The organism is Corynebacterium suranareeae, from assembly GCF_002355155.1.
Classification (GTDB): Bacteria; Actinomycetota; Actinomycetes; order Mycobacteriales; family Mycobacteriaceae; genus Corynebacterium; species Corynebacterium suranareeae.
The window spans coordinates 3057508-3079516 of record NZ_AP017369.1 but is presented as its reverse complement, the minus strand read 5'-3'; the positions used below and the strand labels follow the sequence as shown (position 1 = coordinate 3079516).

Sequence of the window (22009 nt, the reverse complement as noted above, 5' to 3'; positions counted from 1 at the left end):
CGGGTTACACCTCCGGCATGCGGTACTTACGCACCATGTAGATAAGTAGTGGAGCCCCAACAAAAGCTGTAACCACACCAACTGGCACTTCACCAGCGGTGATTACTCGCCCAATGACATCGCTAACGCCAAGGATTGCAGGAGCCAAGACAACGCAGTAGGCCATAATCCAGCCTTGATGCGGACCCACCACCATGCGGGATAAATGTGGGGCTAACAAACCGATAAAGCCAATGGGGCCTGCAGCTGCTGTTGCACCACCAGCTAACAAAGCGATTGCCACCAAAGCCCACAGTCGGGTTCGTTGAGGGTGGGCACCCATGGCAACAGCTGCGGCTTCACCAAGAGATAAAACATCTAACGCTCGCGTGCACGAAAGTGCAATGATTAATCCGACAATGATGAACGGCACAATGGATAACGTTGCATCAAGAGGTTGCGAAGCTGTGGTGCCTGCCGACCAACCACGCATACGTTCGAGGACAGTTGAGTTGGTGAGTAATACTGCAGAGGTAAAACCTCCAAGTACAGCGCCTAAAGCCACACCAGACAACGTCATACGAACGGGACTTCCGCGCATGGGGCCTGTATTACCAATAGCAAAAACCGCAACTGAGGTGATCGTCGCGCCAGCGAAAGACCACCACATGTAATGCGAAATATCAGTCACACCGAAAAACGCCAGTCCGACAACAACCATGAGGGAAGCTCCAGCATTCACCCCCAAAATCCCGGGATCAGTCATCGGATTTCTGGTTACCGCCTGCATGAGACCTCCAGCAACACCTAGCGCTGCACCTGCAACAAGGATCAATACAGTGCGAGGCACTCTCGACTGCCACACCACTTGGGAGACTGGATCAGCTGGATCGGGATTTAGGAGGTAAAACAGAATATCTGAAAGCGGGATTGTTCTAGACCCAACTGCCATGCTGAGCGCTAGCGCCCCACAGCAGACAAAGGTTAAAACAATTAAGCCCGCCGTGCGGTTTATTTGAGCGGTTGGCTTATCTTGTGTGACTGTCATGAAAGGCTATGCCACCTTGTTGTAGGTATTAACCTTGTCTGCTAGATCTTGTAGCCAATCCGCATAGGTGCGGCTGGTTAAAGCTCCCTTGGATGACCATGTGCTTACTTGATCAGCCTGAACTGCTGGCAAGTTGTCCCAAAGTTCAGCAGTAAACGGTGCTTCTTCGTCATAGTTTTCAACCAAGATGACATCGGCTGGATAGGTGGAAGCATCCTCCCATGCCACCTTGCCCCATGGGTTACCCTCTGCTGGTGCATCAGGTCCGACGATGGTTGCACCGAGTTCTTCTAGAAGATCAGCTTGTGCGAAACCGACACCGGTGTAGAGCATTTCCTTAGTTGGGCTTGCCAACAGGAAGTTGAAGTCTTTGCCATCAACAGCAGAGGTGAATGCCTCTTTAGCCTCATCCAAGTCGGCGTCAGCAGCCACAATATTATCTGCTTCTACATCTGCGCCAAGGAAGTCCGCAATCTCGCGGGTATCGGCAATCTTTTCATCAATGGAACCTTCAGAAGGCAGTGGCACAAATGGAGCTACGCGCAGCAGCTGTGCATTGACATCGTCATCGAACCAAGACCAACCATCAGCGTTGCCGTTGCCAATGATGACATCGGGGCGAAGCTCAGCCAGTTTCTCGATATCGATCTCACCGTCTTGGCCGATCTTTTCAATGCCCGCCGTGTCAGCGTCACCCATCAGCGCAGAGTTGTCACATTCATAGCCAAAGAGTGCATCTGGCTTGAGACCATATTCATGCAAGGAGCTGTAGGCGTAGCAGTCCATCACCAAGGTTTCTGGTTGGTTTTCAAACTCTAGCTCCAGGCCATCAATAGTTGGGTGGGTGAAAGTGATCTGTTCACCTTCTTGAGCTGAAGTGGTTTCTGCTGAAGTTTCTTCATTGGATGAACCGCATGCACTTAAAAGAAGTGCTGCAACGGCTCCGAGAGTGAACAAAGCTGACTTTTTCACTGGGGTTTCCTTTGTTGGATGGGACATTGTTTGAACAAGGAAAATATACACCGTTGGTATCAGGTATGCCTAACCTTAAGAATGTGGAATTTATGAAACATAGGTTTGCGTGATGGCGCGCTTTATGAGCGTGCAGGCTGCGAGCTTTTTCTCAGGATTACTGTGAGTTTGCGATATATCGCTGTAATGTCTTGATGATCAAGATGGGCCAGCAGCCTCTGACATTAAAGGCAATTAAGGCATAAATAGGAGCGGTAAAAAATTATGTGGTTGACCTTTGCTATCGGTTCAGCATTGTTTGCTGGTGTGACAGCGGTGCTGGCCAGGCTGGGCATCCGCGATATCGACTGAAATCTGGCAACCGCCATTCGCACCATAGTGGTTTTGGTGCTGGCGTGGTTGATCGTGCCGTTGGCTGGATCTTTGAGCGCAATCAAAGATATTGATGCTGGTACCTGGATCTTTTTGATTCTCTCCGGCCTGGCTACGGGCGCATCGTGGTTGTGTTATTTCAAAGCGTTGAAAGTTGGCGATATCAACAAGGTGGTTCCTGTTGATAAATCCAGCACGGTGCTTACCATGCTTCTGGCGATTATCTTTCTCGGCGAACAGGTCAATGCGTGGGTGTTGGCGGCGATGGTGGGAATTGGTGTTGGAACGCTGTTGATGATTGAACGCAAGACCGATGTGGGAGAGGTGTCGGAAAAACATGGCTGGTCGTGGCTGCTTTATGCTTCAGGGGCTGCGATATTTGCTGCGCTAACCGCGATCCTTGGCAAGATCGGCATTGAAGGGGTTGAATCCACCTTGGGCACTGCGATTCGCACCTGCGTCGTCCTTGTTAGGGCGTGGCTGATCGTATTTATTCAGCGCACGCACAAGCAAATATTTACGGTCGATAAACGTAGTTGGCTCTTTCTTATTTTGTCCGGTTTGACCACCGGTTTGTCCTGGCTGTGCTATTTCCGCGCGCTGCAAGATGGGCCAGCTAGTGTGGTCGTGCCGATCGATAAGCTCAGCATTTTGGTCTCATTAGCATTCGGCGCGATTGTTTTCCGCGAAAAGCTGTCTAAAAAAGCTAGCCTCGGGCTGGCGCTCATCGTGGTAGGCACGCTTGCGCTCGTCGTCAAGCAATAAATTGCTTTTCGACGCTTCAACCCGACTTTGTATAAACTCGGAAAAAACAGTGCAAATTAAAAGTTCACGGCCCCACCTAGGTGTGATGCGCAGTTCTTGATGCGCATTCGCCGCAAAGGAGACAAGTGGTATGTCCGAGTCAATCGAACCGATGAGCAGCGTAAATATCAGTGAGCGTGCAGATGAGCTCATGGAAAAAGCAGCGCAGGCACACAGTGGGCGCGCAACTCACGTGTTCCGCGCGATCCCTAAAGGTTCACTGTCGCAGGTATTGCTGGCATTGCGTAAAGATCATGAATTATCGGAGCACGAAAACCCGGGCGAAGCTCTCCTGCATGTTTTGAAGGGCCGGGTCCGATTGGTCGTGGGGGATCAATCGATCGATTTGGGGGAAGACGATCACGTTGTTATCCCGCAGCATCATCACAGCCTCATTGCGTTGGAAGACGCCGCAGTTTTCCTAACTGTCGTGATTCAACGACCTCACATTTAAGGAACAGGAGTTTGACATGAGCACACCACAAAACGTCCTCATTATTGGCGGAGGGCTAGCCGGAGCCAAAACTGCAGAGGCCCTGCGTGAAAGCGGATTCGAAGGATCTGTCATGCTGATCGCCGGGGAAGATCATCTTCCTTATGAACGCCCACCGCTGTCCAAGGAATATCTGGCCGGTAAGGCCGAATTTGATAAAGCACTTGTGCATCCCGCTCAGTGGTATGAAGAAAACAATGTCACGCTACGTCAAGGTGCACGAGCAACTTCCATTGACGCTGCTGGGCATAAAGTTACTGTCGATGCTGGTGGGGCAACCGAAACACTTGATTACGACAAACTTGTTTTAGCCACTGGTTCCACGGTGCGAAAGCTTCCACTCCCAGGTGCTGATGCCAACAACGTTCACTATCTACGTACCGTAGAAGATTCTGATGCGATTCGTTCCACCTTCGGCGAAGGCAAAAAGCTAGCCATCATTGGTGGTGGTTGGATTGGGCTGGAAGTTGCATCCGCTGCTCGTGGAGCTGGCACAGATGTAACAGTGCTGGAAGGTGGCAAGCTACCACTGCTTAAAATCTTGGGTGAAAAAGTTGCTCAAGTGTTTGCAGATCTGCATATTGCCAATGGTGTTGATCTGCGCACCGAGGTGAAAATTACAGAAATTGTCACCGAGGATGGACAAGCAGTGGGTGTGCGCCTTGAAGACGGTGACGCGGTTCCAGCAGATGCCGTGGTCATCGGAATTGGTGTGACCCCGGTGGTTGATTTGGCAGAAACCGCAGGTCTTGACATTGATAACGGTGTTTTAGTGGATGCCACTTTACGTACTAGTGATCCTGATATTTATGCTGTCGGTGATATTGCAAACCATGATCACCCAGTCCTTGGACACCGCATCCGTGTAGAACACTGGGCAACTGCGCTGAACCAACCAGCTGCTGCAGTGAAATCTTTGTTGGGTCAAGCAACTGAGTTCACCAACTTGCCGTACTTTTTCACCGACCAATTTGATCTTGGTTGTGAATATGTCGGCCATGCCACCGGTTCACAAGAACAGGTAGTTATCCGCGGTGATCTGAACACGCGAGAGTTTGTGGCGTTTTGGATTGATGAAAATAGCACTATCCTCGCTGCGATGAACGTCAACGTGTGGGATGTACTTGATGACATCAAGCCACTGATCGCGGAGGGTAAAAAGATTGATCCGAAGAAACTGGAGGACCCGACGATTCCGTTTTCGCAGGTCTAGTTGGGTTCTTGCGGAAAATATAGATGGCGTGGGTGTTTATCACATCCAATGCTATTGCGTTTTCTACAAGAGTTGATCTAGAGTAAATTTCGAGTTACACAAGCAACAGTCCATCAGGGTTGTTATTCCAGTCACTGGAAGCAAAACCTGGTCACCAATGCTGATTGTGCAGCCTTTTAAGGTTGCGTGATCACCACCGGTGACCAGGTTTTTTGCATTCTTGGAGCAGGTGGGAAGCAATCCTTTAAGCTTTTCAAGGAAGGTCCATCATGGCCACAAAAGTGGATTATCCAGCCTTAGCGGGTGAGATAATGTCGCGCGTCGGTGGGGAAGACAACGTTTCTTCCGTGGTTCACTGCGCAACGCGGTTAAGGTTTGTGCTTAAAGATCGTTCAAAGGCACAAGACGTAGAGATCAAAAAGCTACCCGGAGTAATCACGGTTGTTGAATCTGGTGGACAATTCCAGGTAGTGATTGGAAACAACGTTCCACAGGTCTACGCAGCTTTGCCAGCAGCAATCACTGCAGATACAGAAGGTGCTACTCAAGGCGGTGGATCCGGAAACTTCCTGGGTAAAGCCGTTGATATTGTTTCCTCCATTTTTGCTCCCATCCTAGGACCCATGGCTGGTGTGGGTATCTTAAAAGGTCTCCTTGCTGTGGCCGCCGCAGCTCACTGGGTTGATACAACATCTACTACCTATCAGATTCTTTATGCGGCCGGCGATGCATTCTTCATGTTCCTGCCGATCATTCTTGCCATTACTGCAGCACGTAAATTCGGTGCGAATGTGTTTACTTCAGTCGCTCTAGCCGGCGCACTGCTGTACACGCAGCTCCAAGCAGTTTCCGTGCTTGTTGATGGCGAAGTGCAGTCGATGACATTGCTGGCATTCCAAAAAGCGGGCAATGACGTCACTTTCTTAGGGATACCGGTGGTGCTGCAGTCTTATACCTCGACTGTTATCCCCATCATCATTGCTGTCTGGGTGCAATCCCTCTTAGAACGCCAGGTAGCTAAGGTTTTGCATGAGTCCATCCGAAACTTCATCCTTCCAATGGTCGTCTTGGCTGTCATGGTGCCACTGACGTTGGCAACATTGGGACCTGCAGGTGTATGGCTTGGTAACGGGCTGGCGGCAATGCTGCAATCTGCTTATGATTTCTCACCGATCGTTTCCGGAATTTTGATTGCGATGCTGTGGCAGATCATGGTGATTTTCGGTGTGCACTGGGGCATCGTGCCGGTGTTTATCAACAACATTTCCATCAATGGATTTGATCCACTCAAAGCTGCATGTTTCCCAGCAGTGCTCTCCCAAGCCGGTGCTGCATTTGGCTTATTCCTGCGCCTGCGTGACAAGCAACAAAAAGCATTGTCTGGTTCTGCAGCGTTGGCCGGTATCTTCGGCATTACAGAACCAGCTGTTTATGGTGTGACCCTGCCAAGAAAGCGCCCGTTTGTTATCGCTGTTATTTCGGCAGGCGTTGGTGGAGCGATGATTGGTGCAACTTCAACCATGGTTTATGGCACTGGTGCACCAGGTTTACTCACACTTCCCATCGGCATTGATCCTTCCGGAACCAACAACACCATTGGTTGGCTTGTCGCCGGCACAGCAGTGTCCTTTGTTCTCGCAGCTGTTTTGACCTACTTCTTCGGAATGACTAAAGAAGACTTGGCAAACGATGCAACTGCTGCAGCAGATCAAAAGCTCGCAGCAGAAGTTAAGGAAGAAACCGAAGTAGAAGAAGTACCTGCTTTGGAATCAGAATTTTCCTCACTCACATTGAACGCTCCAGTTGACGGCACGCTGGTTGCGTTGTCTGAGGTATCTGATCCAGTATTTCGCAGTGGAAAAATGGGAGCGGGAATCTCCATCCTGCCAAACTCCGGAAAAATCTATGCACCCTGTGATGCGACGGTAAAAGTTGCCATGAAAACTGGACATGCATTTGGACTCCGTGCAGCAGGTGGAGTAGATGTCTTGATCCACATTGGCATCGATACTGTCTCACTTGCTGGTGAAGGATTCACCATGCATGTACAGCGCGGAGATGAAGTAAAAGCAGGAGATCTACTGGCTGAGGTGGATTTGGATCTGGTTCGAGACAAAGGATTAGATCCATCAACGATCATGCTGGTGACAAATTCCTCAAAGTTTAACGTTGATACTTCCACTGAGTTTGGGCCAGTGGAGGTAGGAAAGGAAGTTGTTCACATCCAGCCTTCGGAAGCTTCAACAGATCCAGCAGCGATCTTAAGCGCCCACGCATAAATGCTCATCAGATTCCTTTTCTTTAGGCCTTATTAAAGGTGACGGAAGAGGAATTTTGGTGCGTGTGCAAATGTGTACAAGCACTAAACGTATAGAAAGAAAAGGTAGTCATGCATATTTCTAAACTTCCACCATTTCCAGAAAACTTCCTCTGGGGCGCATCCACCTCGGCCTATCAAACTGAAGGTGCCTGGAATGAGGACGGCAAGGGTCCTTCTGTTATTGATGTACGCGAAAGCTACCCGGAGGGAACCTGTGATTACACGGTTGCAACCGATACCTACCATCACGTGGAAGAAGACGTCGCGCTTTTTGCAGAGCTGGGCTTAAAAACATACCGCTTCTCTATTGCTTGGACTCGGATCGTTCCTGATGGTGATGGTGAAGAAAACCCAGCTGGTATCGCGTTCTACCACCGACTCATCGATGAATTACTAAAATATGGCATCGAACCTTTGGTGACCATGTACCACTTTGACCTTCCCGCAGCTCTCGATGAAAAGGGTGGTTGGGGAAACCGCAACACAGTTGATGCTTTTGAGCGTTACGCCAAGATTTTGTTCCGTGAATATGGTTCCAAAGTGAAGCGGTGGCTGACCATCAATGAACAAAACATGATGATTTTGCATGGTGATGCTTTGGGCACCACCAAGCTTCGCGGTATGGAAGCAAAGAAGGATCTGTACCAGCAAAATCACAATATGTTTGTGGCACAGGCCAAAGCAATGATTGCCTGCCATGAGATGTTGGATGATGCTTTGATCGGTCCTGCACCAAACATCGCTCCTGTGTATGCAGCTACGGAAGCACCCCAAGATGTGGTTACTGCAGATAATTGGTGGGCCATCCGAAACTGGTTGTACCTAGATTTAGCCGTTCGTGGTGAATACAACGGCATCGCGTGGGTATATCTAACAGAACGCGGTTGGGAACCAACCATTGAAGATGGTGACATGGAGATCATGAAGGCCGCGAAGCCTGACTTCATTGCGTTCAATTACTACAATTCCCAAACCGTTGCTGCCATTGCTGAAGGGGAAGAAATCAATGATGGCAGCGGCGATCAGCAGATCGCGTGGGGTGAGCAGGGCTTATACAAGGCGGTGAAGAATACGCACTTAGAGATCACCAGCTTTGGGTGGGGCATTGATCCGAATGGTTTCCGCACGGTGATGCGTCAGATTTGGTACCGGTACCAACTACCGATGATCTTGACGGAGAATGGTTTGGGTGAGTTTGATACCTTGACCGAAGACGGACGTGTCCATGATGATTACCGTATTGAGTATCTGAGCAAGCACATTGAGCAGATCCAATACGCTCGGGCTGAGGGCATCGATATGTTCGGTTATTGCCCATGGTCGGCCATTGATTTGGTGTCCACCCACCAAGGTGTGGCCAAACGATATGGATTTATTTATGTTGATCGCACCGATAGTGATCTGAAGTCTTTGTCACGCATCCGGAAAGATTCGTTCTTCTGGTATCAAGGTGTCATTGCACGTAACGCACTAGGCCTGCCTGAAAAAGAATAACGAGTGACAATGGTGAGCAACACTGCTTGGAAGATTATTCAAGTCTTCAACAACAACGTGGTTCTAGCTGAAAATGGTTCAGATAGGGCTGTGTTGTTGGGCCGTGGGTTGGGTTTTGGTCGTGCTCCTGGTGCTGCTGTTCAGGTCGACTCGATCCAAGAATATTTCCGCCCAACGGTGATGCAACCACCGGAGCAATTAGCGCGGTTGATCACGGAACTTAATCCGGCGATCATCGCGTTGGCTCGTGAGTTGGCAGAAACCGCAGAGTTTATGTGTGATGTGGATATTCCTGATTCCACGGTGGTGGCAATGGCTGATCATATTCGTTTTGCCATTGATCGTGCTGCTCAAGGGATTTCTTTGCCGAATCCGCTGCGGTGGGAAGTCAGCCAGTTTTATCCTCGAGAATTCGCGTTTGGCCATAAGGCTTTGGCTCATATTAAGAATTCGGCACAGGTGAGTTTGCCGGAGGATGAAGCAGTGTCGTTGGCGTTGCATGTGGTCAATGCACAGTTTGCGCAGAATAATCGGCAGGATTCCATGGCGAGGACAGCGCAGTTGACCACGTTGCTCACCAAGGTTTTTGATGTGGTGGAAGCAGCTTTGCCGGATCAACATATTGATCGGGATTCCATGACGGCTGCTCGGTTTATCACCCACCTGCGCTTTTTGCTGCAGCGCTTGATCGGTCGGGAAGGCAAAGCCCACGAGGCAGAAAAGGGGTTAATTAGTCTTTCATCCAAAGTAGCGGATGAATATCCGGTGTCTTTTTCCATTGCTGGCAAAGTGATCATGATGCTGCAATTGGAATTAGATACCACCTGCTCTGAAGATGAGGCTGTGTATTTGGCATTGCATATCGCACGTTTGATGACATCGCCGCGATAAGAGGAAGCTGTGCCAATCTGTAGACTTGGCACGTATCTCAAACCCAACCCCCCACGGGAGTTTCGCATGAATGTGACGTGGCTTATCTTGGCTGTCATTTTAGTGATCATCGCTGTTGTGTTCTTCTATCTTTCTGCGCAGAAGAAAAAGAGCGAACCGCAGCAGCCTCGGCAGCGTCAAGATCCATTGAAGTTTGCTGATGGTTCTGACACTTTTAATGCCCGCATTTTGGGCCCCGGTGCCATTATTTCTCGTGGTGGTGTGGATTATGTGTGCCGTGGCGCGATTCAATTTAGGCAAGGCCAGTACATTTGGCACGAGTACCTGCTTGATGGTGGCAAGGGCAGTGAGTACTTAAGCGTGGAGTATGACGAAGGCCAGTTGAACCTCGGATGGTGGATTACTCGACCTGACATTGATGAACAACCCGCACGTGAAGTCACAGTAGAAGGCGTTAGGTACCGCAAAACTGAATCTGGCGTGGGCACCTTCACCTCAGAAGGAACCACAGGTGTGGCTGATCAGGGAGAATTCGAGTATTGGGATCTCGCCGAAGCTGGTGGAAATAGGTTGCTGAGTTTTGAACGCTACGGCTCCGATGGACAATTTGAAGTCTCGCTCGGTTGGAAGGTGCTGCCCGGCGAACTCACCGTTTACCCAGCACCAGAGGCCTCATGATTTATCACCTAGATTGCACACCTGCCGATGTCAGCGCCGAAGCACTCGGCGTGAGTTGGAATGGGGATTTGCCGGAGGTGCTCGTCGATAAGCTTATCGACGCCTCCCCACACCCCAGCACCTGCCAGTTAGCGGTGATTGGCAGCTCGCATGTGGTCACCGTTGAAACGCCCGAGGGGCGTTTCCGGGAGGAAATTTCCTGCCATGCACCACAAGCAGAAGATGCGCGTTGGCCGTTGCCTGATAGCATCACGCGGGAAAATTACTTGCTTCAAACCAATGTGGCCGTGCTGTCGGAGGAAGATTTCGCCCGTGCTGCCGAGGAAATCGCAGCGGGTGGCGATGACTGGTTGATCGCCAGTTTTCCCGGCGCAGGCGACCATCATCTGACAGCGTTAACGGCAGAATTTTTGGAAGATGTGTGGGAATGGTTCAGTTACCACCTCTACCCAGATGAACGAACCATCGTGAGCACGAGGAGTATTTACAAACCATGAGCTCCCGAAATTACGGAACCTTAGGATTTATCTTTTTGTTCTTCGCCGTGCTGTGTCTGGTTGCTGCTGTGGTGGCGAAACCCGCAGTGGGTAGTCAAGTTTCGGATCGCTGGCCAGGTAACAACGGAACCTACTCGTGTGCGGGTGAAACCGGAGTTGCTGATCAAATCGCCAGCATGTCCACACCCACCGAGCGGGCAACTGACCCAGCCACGGGTGATGAATATCTGCGCTACCGGAAAAATTTGATCATTGTGAAAGGCGAAGGCACCCCGGAATGCACCATCACTGTCGAAGGTCTAGATCGCGTCAATAGTGGTGCATTTATTTGGCTCGGCGGCGGTTTTGGGCCATCCTCACCAAGTAGTTCCAGCGGCGGATCCTCAGGTTCCGGCGGTGGCGTCAAATAGGAAGAAAAATTATGAGCGATTATCTTATCAACGGCGCCATCAGCACCCTGGCATATTTCGTGCTGGCGGCGGTGATCCTCGTTGTTGGCTTTGTGATTTTAGATTTAATCACCCCAGGTAAACTGCATGAACTTGTGTTTGTACACCACCTGCCCAATGCTGCTGTGATTACTGCTGCGCAGCAGGTTTCCATCGGAATTATTGTGGTTACCGCTGTGCTGACTTCCTCGGATATTTTGACCGAAGGTCTGATAGAAACCGCTGTATTTGGTGTACTTGGCCTGGTCATCCAAGTGGTTGTCATGGCGGTATTGGAAGTTGTTATTCCAGGACGTTTCCGAGACCTCGTTGAAGACCGCAAACTACGCTCCGGCGCGGTTGTCGCAGCAGTGATCCTGATTGTGGTGGGAGCCGTAAACGCTGCATGTCTGATCTGAACTTAAGTCCCATCTGGCGCTGGCTGTTATTAGTTTCAGTTTCTATCTGCGCGGCATCGGGACTGGTTTATGAGCTCGCTCTGGTTTCACTGTCTACCAGCCTAAACGGTGGTGGAATCGTGGAAACCTCACTGATTGTTGCAGGTTATGTAGCAGCCCTTGGTCTGGGTGCCTTGCTGGTCAAGCCGTTTCTTAACTGGCCTGCACAAACTTTCCTTGGTGTGGAAACCCTGCTTGGACTCATCGGTGGATGCTCCGCGCTGGTTTTGCATTTCACTTTTGCCACCATTGGCCAATCGTTGTGGATTTTAGTGTTTGCTACCGCTGCGATCGGAATTTTAGTCGGCGCTGAACTGCCCTTGCTGATGACCATGATCCAGCAAGGCCGGCTTGCCGATGCCAAAACCACCGGATCTTTGGTCGCCACCTTGAATGCCGCCGACTATTTAGGCGCACTTTTAGGTGGTCTGGCCTGGCCTTTTGTGTTATTGCCGTGGCTTGGCATGATGCGTGGCGCCGCAGCAGCCGGAATGATCAACCTGGTGGCAGCACTATTTGTGGGATGTGTGTTGCTCAGGCACCTACTCCCGCGCACGCATTTCATCGTTTCGGTAGTAGCGCTTCTTCTTGCCATTACAGCGCTTGCCACAGTTCTAGTGAAATCTGATGGGATCGTAGCTACCGCCAGAGCACAGCTCTACCGCGATCCCGTGATCTATGCACACCAATCGGACTATCAAGACATCGTGGTCACAGAACGAGGCAAAGATCGACGACTCTACCTCAACGGCGGTTTGCAATATTCCACCCGTGATCAGCACAGATATACAGAGTCCCTGGTCTATCCAAGCCTGAACCCAGAGGCGGAATCTGTGCTGATTATCGGCGGCGGCGACGGTCTGGCAGCGAGGGAGCTTCTCAGGTTTCCTCACATGCAGATCACCCAAGTAGAACTAGACCCTGAAGTTATTGAAGTAGCCAACACAGTGCTGCGCTCTGACAACGGGGGAGCAATGGAAGATCCCCGTGTGTCCATCATTGTCGATGACGCTTTCACTTGGCTTCGCTCTGGTGGAAACAACGGTGAAACATATGATTCCATCATTATCGATCTTCCCGATCCCAACAATGACACCATGGCCAGGCTGTATTCCGAAGAGTTCTACACCCTCGCGCGAGCACGACTAAATGAACAAGGCCGCATGGTAGTGCAAGCTTCCAGCGCGTACACCACCCCGGATGTGTTTTGGCGTGTTGGAGCAACCTTAGAATCGTCGGGCTGTAACCAAGTCATCCCATATCACGTGCATGTTCCAACCTTCGGTGATTGGGGTTTCCAACTCTGCGGTCCTACCGATATGGAATTGGGAATGCGGGATGACACTCCACCGCTGACTTTCCTCAATGATGAGGTTTTGGCGGCTGCTGCGGTGTTCGGGTTGGATAATCAGCCTAAGAATCTCGAGCCGTCTACATTGGATCATCCCCGCGTTGTGGAGGATCTACGCAAGGGGTACCGAGAATCAGGCGAGTAGCTGCGGTGATGCGCTGTGAGGCGATTTAAGGCGTCGAAATTTCCGAATGAGTGTTTGTATAGGCTCGTATGTGAAAGCCGCTTAAACGGCCTCCTGTGAAGGTGTTATCTTTGGCCGGTTGTGGGCGGATAGGTCGGTCACCAAACACACGTGACAAGATTCCTTAAAAACCCGAATCTTTGGCACGTATGTTTGGTTTGACTCAATCAAAACCGGACTGACGTGCCAAAATTCCTGGAAAATACAAAATCTTGGCATGTATGTTTGGTTTTTTAGGGTTGGGGCCCAGAGGTATGCAAAAAGCTGCGCATCCCGGCCGAAAAAATCGGATAACAGGGGTGCGCAGCCTTTAAATTACAAAAGACTTATGCCTTGTAGCGGTCGATTGCCTCAGCGTGGATCTTTTCAGCCTCAGCCTTGTCGCCCCAACCGGAACCGTCAACGTGCTTGCCCTTTTCCAGGTCCTTGTAGTGGACGAAGAAGTGCTCGATTTCATCTTTGAGGAAATCGGAAACGTCGGAGATGTCCTGGAGGTGGTCGTAGCGTGGATCATCGAGAACTGCGAGAAGCTTGTCGTCGCCACCGGCTTCGTCGGTCATCTTGAAAACGCCGATGATGCGGGACTTCACCACGACAGCTGGGAAAACTGGCTCTGGGATGATGACAAGTGCGTCCAATGGGTCGCCATCTTCGCCGAGAGTGTGCTCAATGTAGCCGTAGTCCAGTGGGTATGCCATTGGGGTGAACAGGTAGCGGTCGAGGTAAACCTTGCCGGTCTCGTGGTCGATTTCGTACTTGTTGCGTGATCCCTTTGGAATTTCGACGGTTACTTCGATGCTCATAGGTATTTCTCCCGGGTTGAATTTGATTACTGCTTTTGAATTCTAGCGTGTTTGGAAATTTCTGAGACCCGGGGGAGGAATTCTTAGAAAAGCGCGCGTAAGGTTCGTGCAGAAGATGGCGATGGATATAAGGTTAGAGGCCTGTTTAAGCTTAAAATCGCAGGAAAAGGAGAGCCCATGAAAAATGCATGGTGGGTGGGCTCATCGGTTGGTGTGCTGGTGGCTGTGGGGGCTGTTATCGGTGGTGGAGTGTGGGTGAATCAGACTGGTTTTGGTCTGGATCATCCGGCACCTATGACGGTGGAGATGCCCGCTGCGTTGTTTTCTCCTGCGATTAACTCTGACACAACACAAGATGCCGCATCGTCCCCAGATTTCGAGGCCCTTACCGCTCAACTCACTGAGCAAGCTGCGGATCCTCGGTTGGGCACTTTCGTTGGTGTTGCTCGTGATGTGGAATCTGGTGAGATTGTGTGGGAGCAAAATCAAGGAACCGCAGTAAGACCAGCATCGGCGACGAAGATCTTAACTGCCGCGGTGGCCTTGTATGAGCTTGGTCGTGAGGACACCATCACTACGCAAGTGCTTGAAGGGGAGCAGCCTGGAACAGTGGTGATCAAAGCTGCCGGTGATGTCACGTTGAGTGAGGAGATGCTCGATGATTTGGCAGCACAACTTGAAGGCCAGAATATCGATACTGTGTTGATCGATACCTCTATTTGGCCTGATGAGGGGTTTGCTAGCACGTGGGATCCAATCGATGTTGATGCTGGTTATATCGCTGATGTTGAGCCTTCGATGATTGAAGCCGGCCGCATTGGTGGTTCGGAGGGCGATCTGCCGAGGTCTCACACCCCGGCGTTAGATGTGGCGCAGGCGTTGGCGGACCGAATCGGCGCAGAGACCACAGGCACCACAGAAATAACTACGGACAGTACTGTGCTTGCCAGCGTCGAGTCGGACACCTTGGATCAGCGCCTTGCTCGGATGATGGAAGATTCTGACAATGTGATGGCAGAAGGCATCGCTAAGGAAGTCGCCGCATCAAAAGGGTTGCCCACGGATTCTGCGAGTACGGCCACGATGACTCTGGATATCCTTGAAGGCAAAGGCTTTGATTTAAGTGATGTCTCCATTGTGGATAATTCGGGTTTAAGTTTTGACAACCTCATCACCCCACGCCTGTTGGACGATATTTTAACCCGTGCCGCAACGGAAACTGAGCTGCGTTCCTTGCTCACCTCCCTGCCGATCGCGCATGGAACAGGCACGTTGGAAGATCGCTACGAAGGGATGACCGGTGCAGGGTGGGTGCGCGCGAAAACAGGCACGTTGACTGATACCTCAGCGTTGGCTGGTGTGGTGACCTCAGAATCAGGCCGTGTATTTACCTTTGCATTTGTGTCTAATGATTCGGCAATTTTGCCGGCGCGTGAGGCTTTGGATGAGATGGCGTCGATGCTGAGGGACTTCTAAAATGCCTACCCTCATTGGGGATCTTGAGCTGCCTAGGGTAAGCCCTAATTTCTTAGAATTACGCAAGGCAGTGCGCCGGTATCGTCGCGAAGCTGTCCACATCGGGTTGTCGGGTGGGCCGGATTCTTTAGCGTTGGTAGCTGCCGCGCTGGCTGAGAACATGCAGGTAACAGCGATTTGTATTGATCACAATCTGCAGGCCGGCTCTGCCGAGGTCGCGCACAATGCTGCTGCGATGGCCCGCCACATGGGCGCGCAGACGATTGTGAAAAGCATTCACGTCGCGCCGGGGGAGGGGATGGAGGCCGCTGCCCGCGAAGCCCGGTATGAGGCCTTTGCCCAGCTCACCGATGAGATTTGGGTGGCCCACACTATGGACGATCAGGCCGAAACCTACCTGCTGGGCGGTTTGCGTGGGAATCCGGCAGGGATGAAAGATGCTTCTCGACGCCTGGAGCTATCCATCATCCGGCCCCTGCTCAGGGTCCGGCGTGCGCACACGCACGGGGCATGTGAAGAGTTGGGATTAACACCGTGGCAGGATCCTCAAAATTTCGATGATGCCTATCGTCGGGTAGCTATTAGAAACAAAGTGATCCCACTTCTTGCGCAGGTCCACGGGGGTGATCCCGTACCTGGTTTGGCACTTGCGGCGCGACGCGCTGTGGAGGATGCCGAAGTGGTAGAGGGCGACGTCGAAAAGCGACGCCATGAGTGGCAGGATGGGTTCCCTACCGCACTAGCGGCGGAACCTAGAGGCCTGCGGCGGCGCATGCTGGCAGATTTTTTGCGGGGACACGGAATTGCTGTGAACTCCAGAAAGATCGAAGCCGTGGACCAATTGCTTATAAATTGGCATGGGCAGGGTGGCGTCGCTGTGGGTAAAAGCGCTAACGGAAGGTTGGAAGTGGTGCGTCAAAGTGGCAAGCTTAAGATCACTGATTGACACCCACTCCAAGAATGACAATAAGGGGAACGCGACGATGAGCGACAACGTAGAAATGGCCGATGTAAAAGACTTCAATGTTCCAGCCAACCCATATGGCGATGACATTGAATCAATCTTGATCAGCGAAGACAAGCTCAAACAACGCATCGCTGAAATGGCCAAGCGTGTCTCCGAGGAATACAAAGACGCTGACGATGATCTGATCTTGGTGTGCGTGCTTAAGGGAGCGTTCTACTTCCTGGCAGATTTCTCCCGCATGCTTGACATCCCCACCCAGGCTGAATTCATGGCGGTATCTTCCTATGGAAACTCCACCTCTTCTTCAGGTGTGGTGCGGATCCTCAAAGATCTGGACAAAGAAATCGAAGGCCGCGATGTGTTGATCGTTGAGGACATCATTGACTCCGGTCTGACCTTGTCCTGGCTGATGCGCAACTTAAAAAACCGCAACCCAAAGTCCTTGAACGTGATCACCTTGCTGCGTAAACCAGAGCGCCTGACCACCAGCATTGACATGTTTGACATCGGATTTGATATTCCAAACGAGTTCGTTGTCGGCTACGGCCTTGATTTCGCTGAACGCTACCGCGACCTGCCATATGTGGGCACCCTGGAGCCACGCGTTTACTCCGACTAGTGCTCAAAGTTGAAAAGAGGGAACGTTTTGTCCCTCTATTTCGTTTGATTAATTGTCTAGTAGTTCCCCTTATTCGAATTCTGAGAAAGGCACGGGCAAGACGGCCTTAGTTGAGCCGGTTGCCACTGCGTATGAAAAACAAGAAATACCTGCAGTTCGGCGGTATCGCAGCCGTAATCCTCATCGTTCTGTTTTTGGTGTCCCTGTTTAGCAGTGACACCAGGAATTTCCAGGAGGTTGATACCTCTATTGCGATGGAACAGCTTGACGCCGGAAACGTCGCCGAAGCTCAGATCGATGACCGGGAACAGCGCGTCCGACTCACGTTGCGCGACCCCATTACCGTGGAGGAACGCGAAGGCGTTGAGGAAATCATCGCCCAGTACCCGGCACGTACCGCTCCGGTGATTTTTGAAAAAGTAGAAGCAGCTAACCCTGATTCCTACACCACCAATGTGACTCAAGATAGTTTCTTGATGTCCATGCTGAGCTTCATCTTGCCGATGGTGATCATCTTCGGTTTGTTGATGTTCTTCCTCACCCGCATGCAAGGCGGCGGCATGTTTGGCATTGGTGGGTCCAAAGCCAAGCAGCTGACCAAAGATATGCCGACCAACACCTTTGATGATGTTGCAGGTGCCGAAGAAGCCGTGGATGAACTCCATGAAATCAAGGACTTTTTGGAAGATCCTTCCCGCTATGAAGCACTAGGTGCAAAAATCCCGCGTGGCGTGTTGCTGTATGGCCCTCCCGGTACTGGTAAAACCCTGCTTGCTCGTGCCGTAGCTGGTGAAGCAGGCGTGCCGTTTTATTCCATTTCCGGTTCTGACTTTGTGGAAATGTTCGTCGGTGTCGGTGCATCGCGTGTGCGTGATCTGTTCAAGCAGGCGAAAGAAAACAGTCCATGCATCATCTTCGTCGATGAGATCGATGCTGTTGGTCGTGCCCGTGGCTCAGGAATGGGTGGCGGACACGATGAGCGTGAACAAACCCTGAACCAGTTGCTGGTTGAGATGGATGGCTTCGGTGATCGTCAAGGCGTGATCTTGATGGCTGCCACCAACCGTCCTGATGTGTTGGATCCAGCGTTGCTGCGCCCAGGTCGCTTTGACCGCCAAATCCCTGTGACCAACCCGGATCTGCGTGGCCGTGAACAGATCTTGGAAGTTCACGCCAAGGGTAAGCCTTTTGCACCAGACGCCGATATCAAAGCATTGGCAAAGCGCACCGCCGGAATGTCCGGTGCCGATCTTGCCAACGTGCTCAATGAAGCCGCACTTCTTACTGCGCGTGTGGGTGGCAACGTGATCACCGCTGATGCTTTGGAAGAAGCAACCGACCGTGTGGTTGGTGGACCTCGCCGCTCCGGCAAAGTGATCTCTGAGAAAGAAAAGAAAGTCACCGCCTACCACGAAGGTGGGCACACCCTGTCCGCGTGGGCGTTGGAAGATATTGAACGCGTGTACAAAGTCACCATCTTGGCTCGTGGCCGCACCGGCGGACATGCCATGACCGCCCAAGAAGATGACAAGGGCATGTACAACCGCAATGAACTTTTCGCCCGGTTGGTTTTTGCCATGGGTGGACGCTCTGCCGAAGAACTCGTGTTTGGTGAACCCACCACCGGTGCATCCGCAGATATTGAAATGGCCACCAAGATTGCACGCGCCATGGTCACCGAATACGGCATGTCACCAGCTGTCGGCATGGTGAAATACGGCCAAGAACAGGGAGATCCTTTCTCTGGCCGCGGTGGTGGCGGAAACCTTGATCACTCTCAAGAAATCGCCGCAACCATTGATACTGAAGTGCAGTTCTTGCTGGATAAAGCCCATGAGGTTTCTTACTCCATCTTGGCTGAATACCGCGATCACCTAGACCGGCTTGCAGAGAAACTTCTGGAAAAAGAAACCCTGCGACGCCCAGACCTTGAAGCGCTATTCAACGACATCGTGCCACGCAAGGTCTCTGAGGTATTCCCAGATGAATCCGCAAGGTTCCCACGCCAGGAAAACCGCGAGCCAGTAAAAACCCCAGTGGAACTAGCTTTGGAGCGTGGCGAAGAACCACCAAAGAAGTTCTCCATTTTGGAAGCATCTCGTGCTACCCGTGAGCGCCGCCGTAAAGAATTAGAAGCACAGCGCAAAACGCCATTGAAGCCGGCTGAATCTGCTGGTGCCGCTTCTGGTTCAAATACTCCTTCTTCTTATGGCACCCCACCTCCTGCTGATTGGAGCGTGCCTGGATCTGCTGGGAAACACCGCGCGGGGGGAGAAGGCACTCAAGAAGCCGCTCAAGAAGGTGTTCAAGAAAACACCCAAGTAAGTGCCCGACCGAACCCTTATGCCACCCCATCAACCTCTGGTGAACACCCCGGCATGAAGGCTTATGGCTTTGGTGATTCTGAACTCATGGACCAATCAACTGGTGAGGAACACACCCCGGGTAACCTGTCCAAGGAAGCCCCAACCGAAATGATCGGATTCCGTCTGCCGGATCATGAGCGTCCGGATTATCCAGAACAGACCCAGAAGAAGTCTGTTTTGGATGCTTCTGAAACCACAGAAATGCCTGTCGTTCCAGATGAGCCTGATTCCGGGAAGTCCGGTGAGGCGCAACAGGAGAATCCGGAAAATGAAGGAGACAACCGTGGATAACCACGCTGCAGTCCGCGAGTTCGATGAGGAGCGCGCAACAGCTGCGATTCGTGAGTTGCTGATAGCGGTAGGTGAGGATCCAGATCGCGAAGGCCTTCTAGAAACCCCCGCTCGAGTAGCACGGGCCTACAAAGAGACGTTTGCGGGTCTTCATGAGGACCCAACGACGGTGCTGGAGAAAACCTTCTCCGAAGGCCATGAAGAGTTGGTTCTGGTTCGTGAGATCCCGATTTACTCCATGTGCGAACACCACCTCGTTCCGTTTTACGGAGTGGCGCACATTGGTTATATTCCTGGCAAGTCCGGCAAGGTGACAGGTTTGTCCAAGCTGGCTCGGTTGGCAGATATGTATGCAAAACGGCCGCAGGTGCAAGAACGGTTGACTTCCCAGATTGCGGATGCGCTCGTCGAAAAGCTTGATGCCCAAGCAGTGGCCGTGGTGATTGAAGCTGAGCACCTGTGCATGGCTATGCGCGGAATCCGGAAACCTGGCGCGGTGACCACGACGTCTGCGGTGCGCGGTGGTTTCAAAAACAACGCTGCCTCACGCGCTGAGGTGTTCTCGCTGATTCGGGGTCGTCACTGATGAATGTGTCCTCGTTGACCATCCCGGGACGCTGTTTGGTCATGGGAATTGTCAATGTCACTGAGGATTCTTTCTCTGACGGCGGCAAGTACATTGACGTAGACAACGCGATTGCGCACGCAAAGCAGCTGGTCGCAGCTGGTGCGGACATGATTGATGTCGGTGGAGAATCCACCAGGCCAGGGGCAGTGCGCGTCGACGCGTCAGTGGAACGCGACCGGGTAGTGCCGGTTATTAAAGCGCTTCACGACGCCGGAATCCACACTTCCGTAGACACCATGCGAGCCTCCGTGGCCGATGCAGCCGCTAAAGCTGGAGTGTCTATGATCAACGATGTCTCCGGTGGTCTTGCTGATCCTGACATGTTTTCTGTCATGGCAGATTCTAAAATCCCGGTGTGTTTGATGCACTGGCGTACCGTGCAATTCGGCGATGCAGCAGGCCAAGCAGATCACGGTGGAGACGTTGTCGCTGATGTGCATGCAGTTCTAGATGATCTGGTTAATCGCGCCACAAAAGCAGGTGTGGCAGAAGATCAAATCGTGTTGGATCCAGGTCTTGGTTTTGCTAAATCACGCGAAGACAATTGGCGTTTGCTGCAGGCACTACCTGAGTTTATTTCCGGACCTTTCCCGATTCTGGTGGGAGCATCACGCAAACGCTTCCTTGCCGGTGTACGCAAAGAACGAGGCCTTGATGTCACCCCGATTGATGCAGATCCCGCAACTGCTGCGGTAACGGCAGTATCTGCACACATGGGTGCGTGGGGCGTGCGCGTTCACGATGTCCCGGTGTCTAGAGACGCAGTTGATGTGGCCGCATTGTGGCGAAGTGGAGGAACCTACAATGGCTGATCGGATTGAACTTAAAGGCTTAGAATGCTTCGGTCACCACGGAGTATTCGACTTTGAAAAGGAACAGGGACAGCCGTTTATCGTCGATGTCACCTGCTGGATGGATTTCGATGCAGCTGGTGCCAGCGATGATCTCTCCGACACTGTTGATTATGGAGCGCTCGCGCTGCTGGTTGCAGAGATCGTTGAAGGCCCGTCCCGGGACTTGATTGAAACGGTAGCCACTGAATCCGCTGATGCTGTGATGGCTAAATTTGATGCACTTCATGCGGTGGAAGTAACCATCCATAAGCCTAAAGCACCCATCCCACGTACTTTTGCTGATGTCGCGGTGGTAGCCAGGCGTTCCAGAAAAGCCATGGCTGCCGGAAGGAGCAACAACTAATGCATGCTGTTTTGTCCATTGGATCGAACATGGATGATCGCTATGCGCTGCTCAACACGGTGATCGAAGAGTTCAAAGATGAGATTGTTGCGCAGTCATCGATCTACTCCACTCCACCGTGGGGTATTGAAGATCAAGATGAATTCCTCAACGCGGTTCTTGTTGTTGAAGTAGAGGGCACACCCCTTGAGCTGCTGCGTCGAGGACAAAAACTCGAAGAAGCAGCAGAACGTGTCCGCGTACGTAAATGGGGACCACGCACCCTGGATGTGGATATCGTGCAGATCATCGACAATGGGGAAGAGATCTTATCTGAAGATCCAGAACTGACCCTTCCACACCCGTGGGCTTGGCAGCGCGCCTTCGTGTTAATCCCATGGTTGGAGGCAGAACCGGATGCGGTTCTGCACGGCACCACCATTGCAGAACATGTGGATAATCTTGATCCCACAGACATCGAAGGTGTCACCAAGATTTAAG

At 51.7% G+C, this 22009-nt stretch carries 22 protein-coding genes; 19 read left to right on the top strand and 3 right to left on the bottom strand.

The features are described from left to right. Positions 1-4: 4 nt before the first annotated feature. Together N24_RS14200 and N24_RS14195 are read right to left on the bottom strand one after the other, a co-directional pair. Entirely contained in the window at positions 5-1027 is a 1023-nt protein-coding gene (locus tag N24_RS14200; RefSeq protein WP_096458500.1) for an iron chelate uptake ABC transporter family permease subunit, read from the bottom strand. A gap of 6 nt (positions 1028-1033) precedes the next feature. Beyond that, positions 1034-1999 carry an ABC transporter substrate-binding protein gene (locus tag N24_RS14195; RefSeq protein WP_096458497.1) on the bottom strand — a complete coding sequence of 322 codons (966 nt, stop codon included), beginning with the start codon at positions 1997-1999 and terminating at the stop codon, positions 1034-1036. A gap of 354 nt (positions 2000-2353) precedes the next feature. On the opposite strand from N24_RS14195, the gene N24_RS14190 reads away from it, so the two are divergent. From N24_RS14190 to N24_RS14140, 11 genes are all read left to right on the top strand, one after another. Continuing rightward, positions 2354-3136 (top strand): EamA family transporter, encoded by a 783-nt coding sequence (locus tag N24_RS14190; RefSeq protein ID WP_331713149.1) that lies wholly within the window; start codon positions 2354-2356, stop codon positions 3134-3136. A 130-nt stretch (positions 3137-3266) separates the two neighbouring features. After that, positions 3267-3629, top strand: a complete 363-nt coding sequence (locus N24_RS14185; RefSeq protein ID WP_096458494.1) for a cupin domain-containing protein — start codon at positions 3267-3269, stop codon at positions 3627-3629. 16 nt (positions 3630-3645) lie between these two features. Further along, positions 3646-4881: an NAD(P)/FAD-dependent oxidoreductase gene (locus tag N24_RS14180; protein WP_096458491.1), complete on the top strand. Its 1236-nt coding sequence runs from the start codon at positions 3646-3648 to the stop codon at positions 4879-4881. Positions 4882-5150: 269 nt separating this feature from the next. Further along, the gene (locus N24_RS14175) at positions 5151-7160 is read left to right on the top strand and encodes a beta-glucoside-specific PTS transporter subunit IIABC (RefSeq protein WP_096458489.1); all 2010 of its coding nucleotides are present in this window, start codon (positions 5151-5153) and stop codon (positions 7158-7160) included. Positions 7161-7270: 110 nt separating this feature from the next. Continuing rightward, positions 7271-8695, top strand: a complete 1425-nt coding sequence (locus N24_RS14170; protein WP_096458486.1) for a glycoside hydrolase family 1 protein — start codon at positions 7271-7273, stop codon at positions 8693-8695. A gap of 9 nt (positions 8696-8704) precedes the next feature. Next, positions 8705-9586: a PRD domain-containing protein gene (locus tag N24_RS14165; protein ID WP_096458484.1), complete on the top strand. Its 882-nt coding sequence runs from the start codon at positions 8705-8707 to the stop codon at positions 9584-9586. Between the two features lie 66 nt (positions 9587-9652). Beyond that, positions 9653-10264 (top strand): DUF4178 domain-containing protein, encoded by a 612-nt coding sequence (locus N24_RS14160; protein WP_096458480.1) that lies wholly within the window; start codon positions 9653-9655, stop codon positions 10262-10264. Next, on the top strand, positions 10261-10761 hold the full coding sequence (locus tag N24_RS14155) for a DUF2617 family protein (protein ID WP_096458477.1): 501 nt from the start codon (positions 10261-10263) through the stop codon (positions 10759-10761). The genes N24_RS14160 and N24_RS14155 overlap by 4 nt, the downstream gene beginning before the upstream one ends. Then, the gene (locus N24_RS14150; RefSeq protein ID WP_096458474.1) at positions 10758-11171 is read left to right on the top strand and encodes a DUF4247 domain-containing protein; all 414 of its coding nucleotides are present in this window, start codon (positions 10758-10760) and stop codon (positions 11169-11171) included. Before N24_RS14155 ends, N24_RS14150 begins: the two co-directional genes overlap by 4 nt. Positions 11172-11182: 11 nt before the next feature. Continuing rightward, positions 11183-11608 carry a DUF350 domain-containing protein gene (locus N24_RS14145; protein WP_096458471.1) on the top strand — a complete coding sequence of 142 codons (426 nt, stop codon included), beginning with the start codon at positions 11183-11185 and terminating at the stop codon, positions 11606-11608. Further along, positions 11596-13143 carry a polyamine aminopropyltransferase gene (locus N24_RS14140; RefSeq protein WP_096458467.1) on the top strand — a complete coding sequence of 516 codons (1548 nt, stop codon included), beginning with the start codon at positions 11596-11598 and terminating at the stop codon, positions 13141-13143. The genes N24_RS14145 and N24_RS14140 overlap by 13 nt, the downstream gene beginning before the upstream one ends. Positions 13144-13508: 365 nt before the next feature. Here N24_RS14140 and N24_RS14135 read toward each other — a convergent pair whose 3' ends face one another. Further along, positions 13509-13985: an inorganic diphosphatase gene (locus N24_RS14135; RefSeq protein WP_096458464.1), complete on the bottom strand. Its 477-nt coding sequence runs from the start codon at positions 13983-13985 to the stop codon at positions 13509-13511. A 177-nt stretch (positions 13986-14162) separates the two neighbouring features. Between N24_RS14135 and dacB the strand changes: the two genes are divergently transcribed. From dacB to folK, 8 genes are all read left to right on the top strand, one after another. Continuing rightward, a complete protein-coding gene (gene dacB, locus N24_RS14130; protein ID WP_096458461.1) occupies positions 14163-15461 on the top strand; it encodes a D-alanyl-D-alanine carboxypeptidase/D-alanyl-D-alanine endopeptidase in 1299 nt (432 codons plus the stop codon). 1 nt (position 15462) lies between these two features. After that, positions 15463-16407: a tRNA lysidine(34) synthetase TilS gene (gene tilS, locus N24_RS14125; RefSeq protein ID WP_096458458.1), complete on the top strand. Its 945-nt coding sequence runs from the start codon at positions 15463-15465 to the stop codon at positions 16405-16407. A 55-nt stretch (positions 16408-16462) separates the two neighbouring features. After that, positions 16463-17047, top strand: coding sequence for a hypoxanthine phosphoribosyltransferase (gene hpt, locus N24_RS14120; protein WP_167382197.1), 585 nt, complete (start codon positions 16463-16465; stop codon positions 17045-17047). Positions 17048-17178: 131 nt separating this feature from the next. Further along, positions 17179-19704, top strand: coding sequence for an ATP-dependent zinc metalloprotease FtsH (gene ftsH, locus N24_RS14115; protein WP_096458452.1), 2526 nt, complete (start codon positions 17179-17181; stop codon positions 19702-19704). Continuing rightward, positions 19682-20290, top strand: coding sequence for a GTP cyclohydrolase I FolE (gene folE, locus N24_RS14110; RefSeq protein ID WP_096458449.1), 609 nt, complete (start codon positions 19682-19684; stop codon positions 20288-20290). Before ftsH ends, folE begins: the two co-directional genes overlap by 23 nt. Further along, entirely contained in the window at positions 20290-21144 is an 855-nt protein-coding gene (gene folP / locus N24_RS14105) for a dihydropteroate synthase (protein ID WP_167382130.1), read from the top strand. Before folE ends, folP begins: the two co-directional genes overlap by 1 nt. Next, positions 21137-21529, top strand: coding sequence for a dihydroneopterin aldolase (gene folB, locus N24_RS14100; RefSeq protein WP_096458446.1), 393 nt, complete (start codon positions 21137-21139; stop codon positions 21527-21529). Before folP ends, folB begins: the two co-directional genes overlap by 8 nt. Next, a complete protein-coding gene (folK, locus tag N24_RS14095) occupies positions 21529-22008 on the top strand; it encodes a 2-amino-4-hydroxy-6-hydroxymethyldihydropteridine diphosphokinase (RefSeq protein WP_096458443.1) in 480 nt (159 codons plus the stop codon). The genes folB and folK overlap by 1 nt, the downstream gene beginning before the upstream one ends. The last annotated feature ends 1 nt before the right edge of the window (position 22009 follow it).

What these genes read in the sequence shown, in the direction of transcription:
- N24_RS14150 (WP_096458474.1), top strand. Translation starts at nt 10,758, where the DNA reads ATGAGCTCCCGAAATTACGGAACCTTAGGATTTATCTTTTTGTTCTTC.
- tilS (WP_096458458.1), top strand. Translation starts at nt 15,463, where the DNA reads ATGCCTACCCTCATTGGGGATCTTGAGCTGCCTAGGGTAAGCCCTAAT.
- N24_RS14140 (WP_096458467.1), top strand. Translation starts at nt 11,596, where the DNA reads ATGTCTGATCTGAACTTAAGTCCCATCTGGCGCTGGCTGTTATTAGTT.
- N24_RS14155 (WP_096458477.1), top strand. Translation starts at nt 10,261, where the DNA reads ATGATTTATCACCTAGATTGCACACCTGCCGATGTCAGCGCCGAAGCA.
- hpt (WP_167382197.1), top strand. Translation starts at nt 16,463, where the DNA reads ATGGCCGATGTAAAAGACTTCAATGTTCCAGCCAACCCATATGGCGAT.
- folK (WP_096458443.1), top strand. Translation starts at nt 21,529, where the DNA reads ATGCATGCTGTTTTGTCCATTGGATCGAACATGGATGATCGCTATGCG.
- folE (WP_096458449.1), top strand. Translation starts at nt 19,682, where the DNA reads ATGAAGGAGACAACCGTGGATAACCACGCTGCAGTCCGCGAGTTCGAT.
- N24_RS14170 (WP_096458486.1), top strand. Translation starts at nt 7,271, where the DNA reads ATGCATATTTCTAAACTTCCACCATTTCCAGAAAACTTCCTCTGGGGC.
- N24_RS14135 (WP_096458464.1), bottom strand. Translation starts at nt 13,985, where the DNA reads ATGAGCATCGAAGTAACCGTCGAAATTCCAAAGGGATCACGCAACAAG.
- ftsH (WP_096458452.1), top strand. Translation starts at nt 17,179, where the DNA reads ATGAAAAACAAGAAATACCTGCAGTTCGGCGGTATCGCAGCCGTAATC.
- N24_RS14180 (WP_096458491.1), top strand. Translation starts at nt 3,646, where the DNA reads ATGAGCACACCACAAAACGTCCTCATTATTGGCGGAGGGCTAGCCGGA.
- N24_RS14160 (WP_096458480.1), top strand. Translation starts at nt 9,653, where the DNA reads ATGAATGTGACGTGGCTTATCTTGGCTGTCATTTTAGTGATCATCGCT.
- folP (WP_167382130.1), top strand. Translation starts at nt 20,290, where the DNA reads ATGAATGTGTCCTCGTTGACCATCCCGGGACGCTGTTTGGTCATGGGA.
- N24_RS14185 (WP_096458494.1), top strand. Translation starts at nt 3,267, where the DNA reads ATGTCCGAGTCAATCGAACCGATGAGCAGCGTAAATATCAGTGAGCGT.
- N24_RS14145 (WP_096458471.1), top strand. Translation starts at nt 11,183, where the DNA reads ATGAGCGATTATCTTATCAACGGCGCCATCAGCACCCTGGCATATTTC.
- N24_RS14165 (WP_096458484.1), top strand. Translation starts at nt 8,705, where the DNA reads ATGGTGAGCAACACTGCTTGGAAGATTATTCAAGTCTTCAACAACAAC.
- N24_RS14200 (WP_096458500.1), bottom strand. Translation starts at nt 1,027, where the DNA reads ATGACAGTCACACAAGATAAGCCAACCGCTCAAATAAACCGCACGGCG.
- N24_RS14175 (WP_096458489.1), top strand. Translation starts at nt 5,151, where the DNA reads ATGGCCACAAAAGTGGATTATCCAGCCTTAGCGGGTGAGATAATGTCG.
- folB (WP_096458446.1), top strand. Translation starts at nt 21,137, where the DNA reads ATGGCTGATCGGATTGAACTTAAAGGCTTAGAATGCTTCGGTCACCAC.
- dacB (WP_096458461.1), top strand. Translation starts at nt 14,163, where the DNA reads ATGAAAAATGCATGGTGGGTGGGCTCATCGGTTGGTGTGCTGGTGGCT.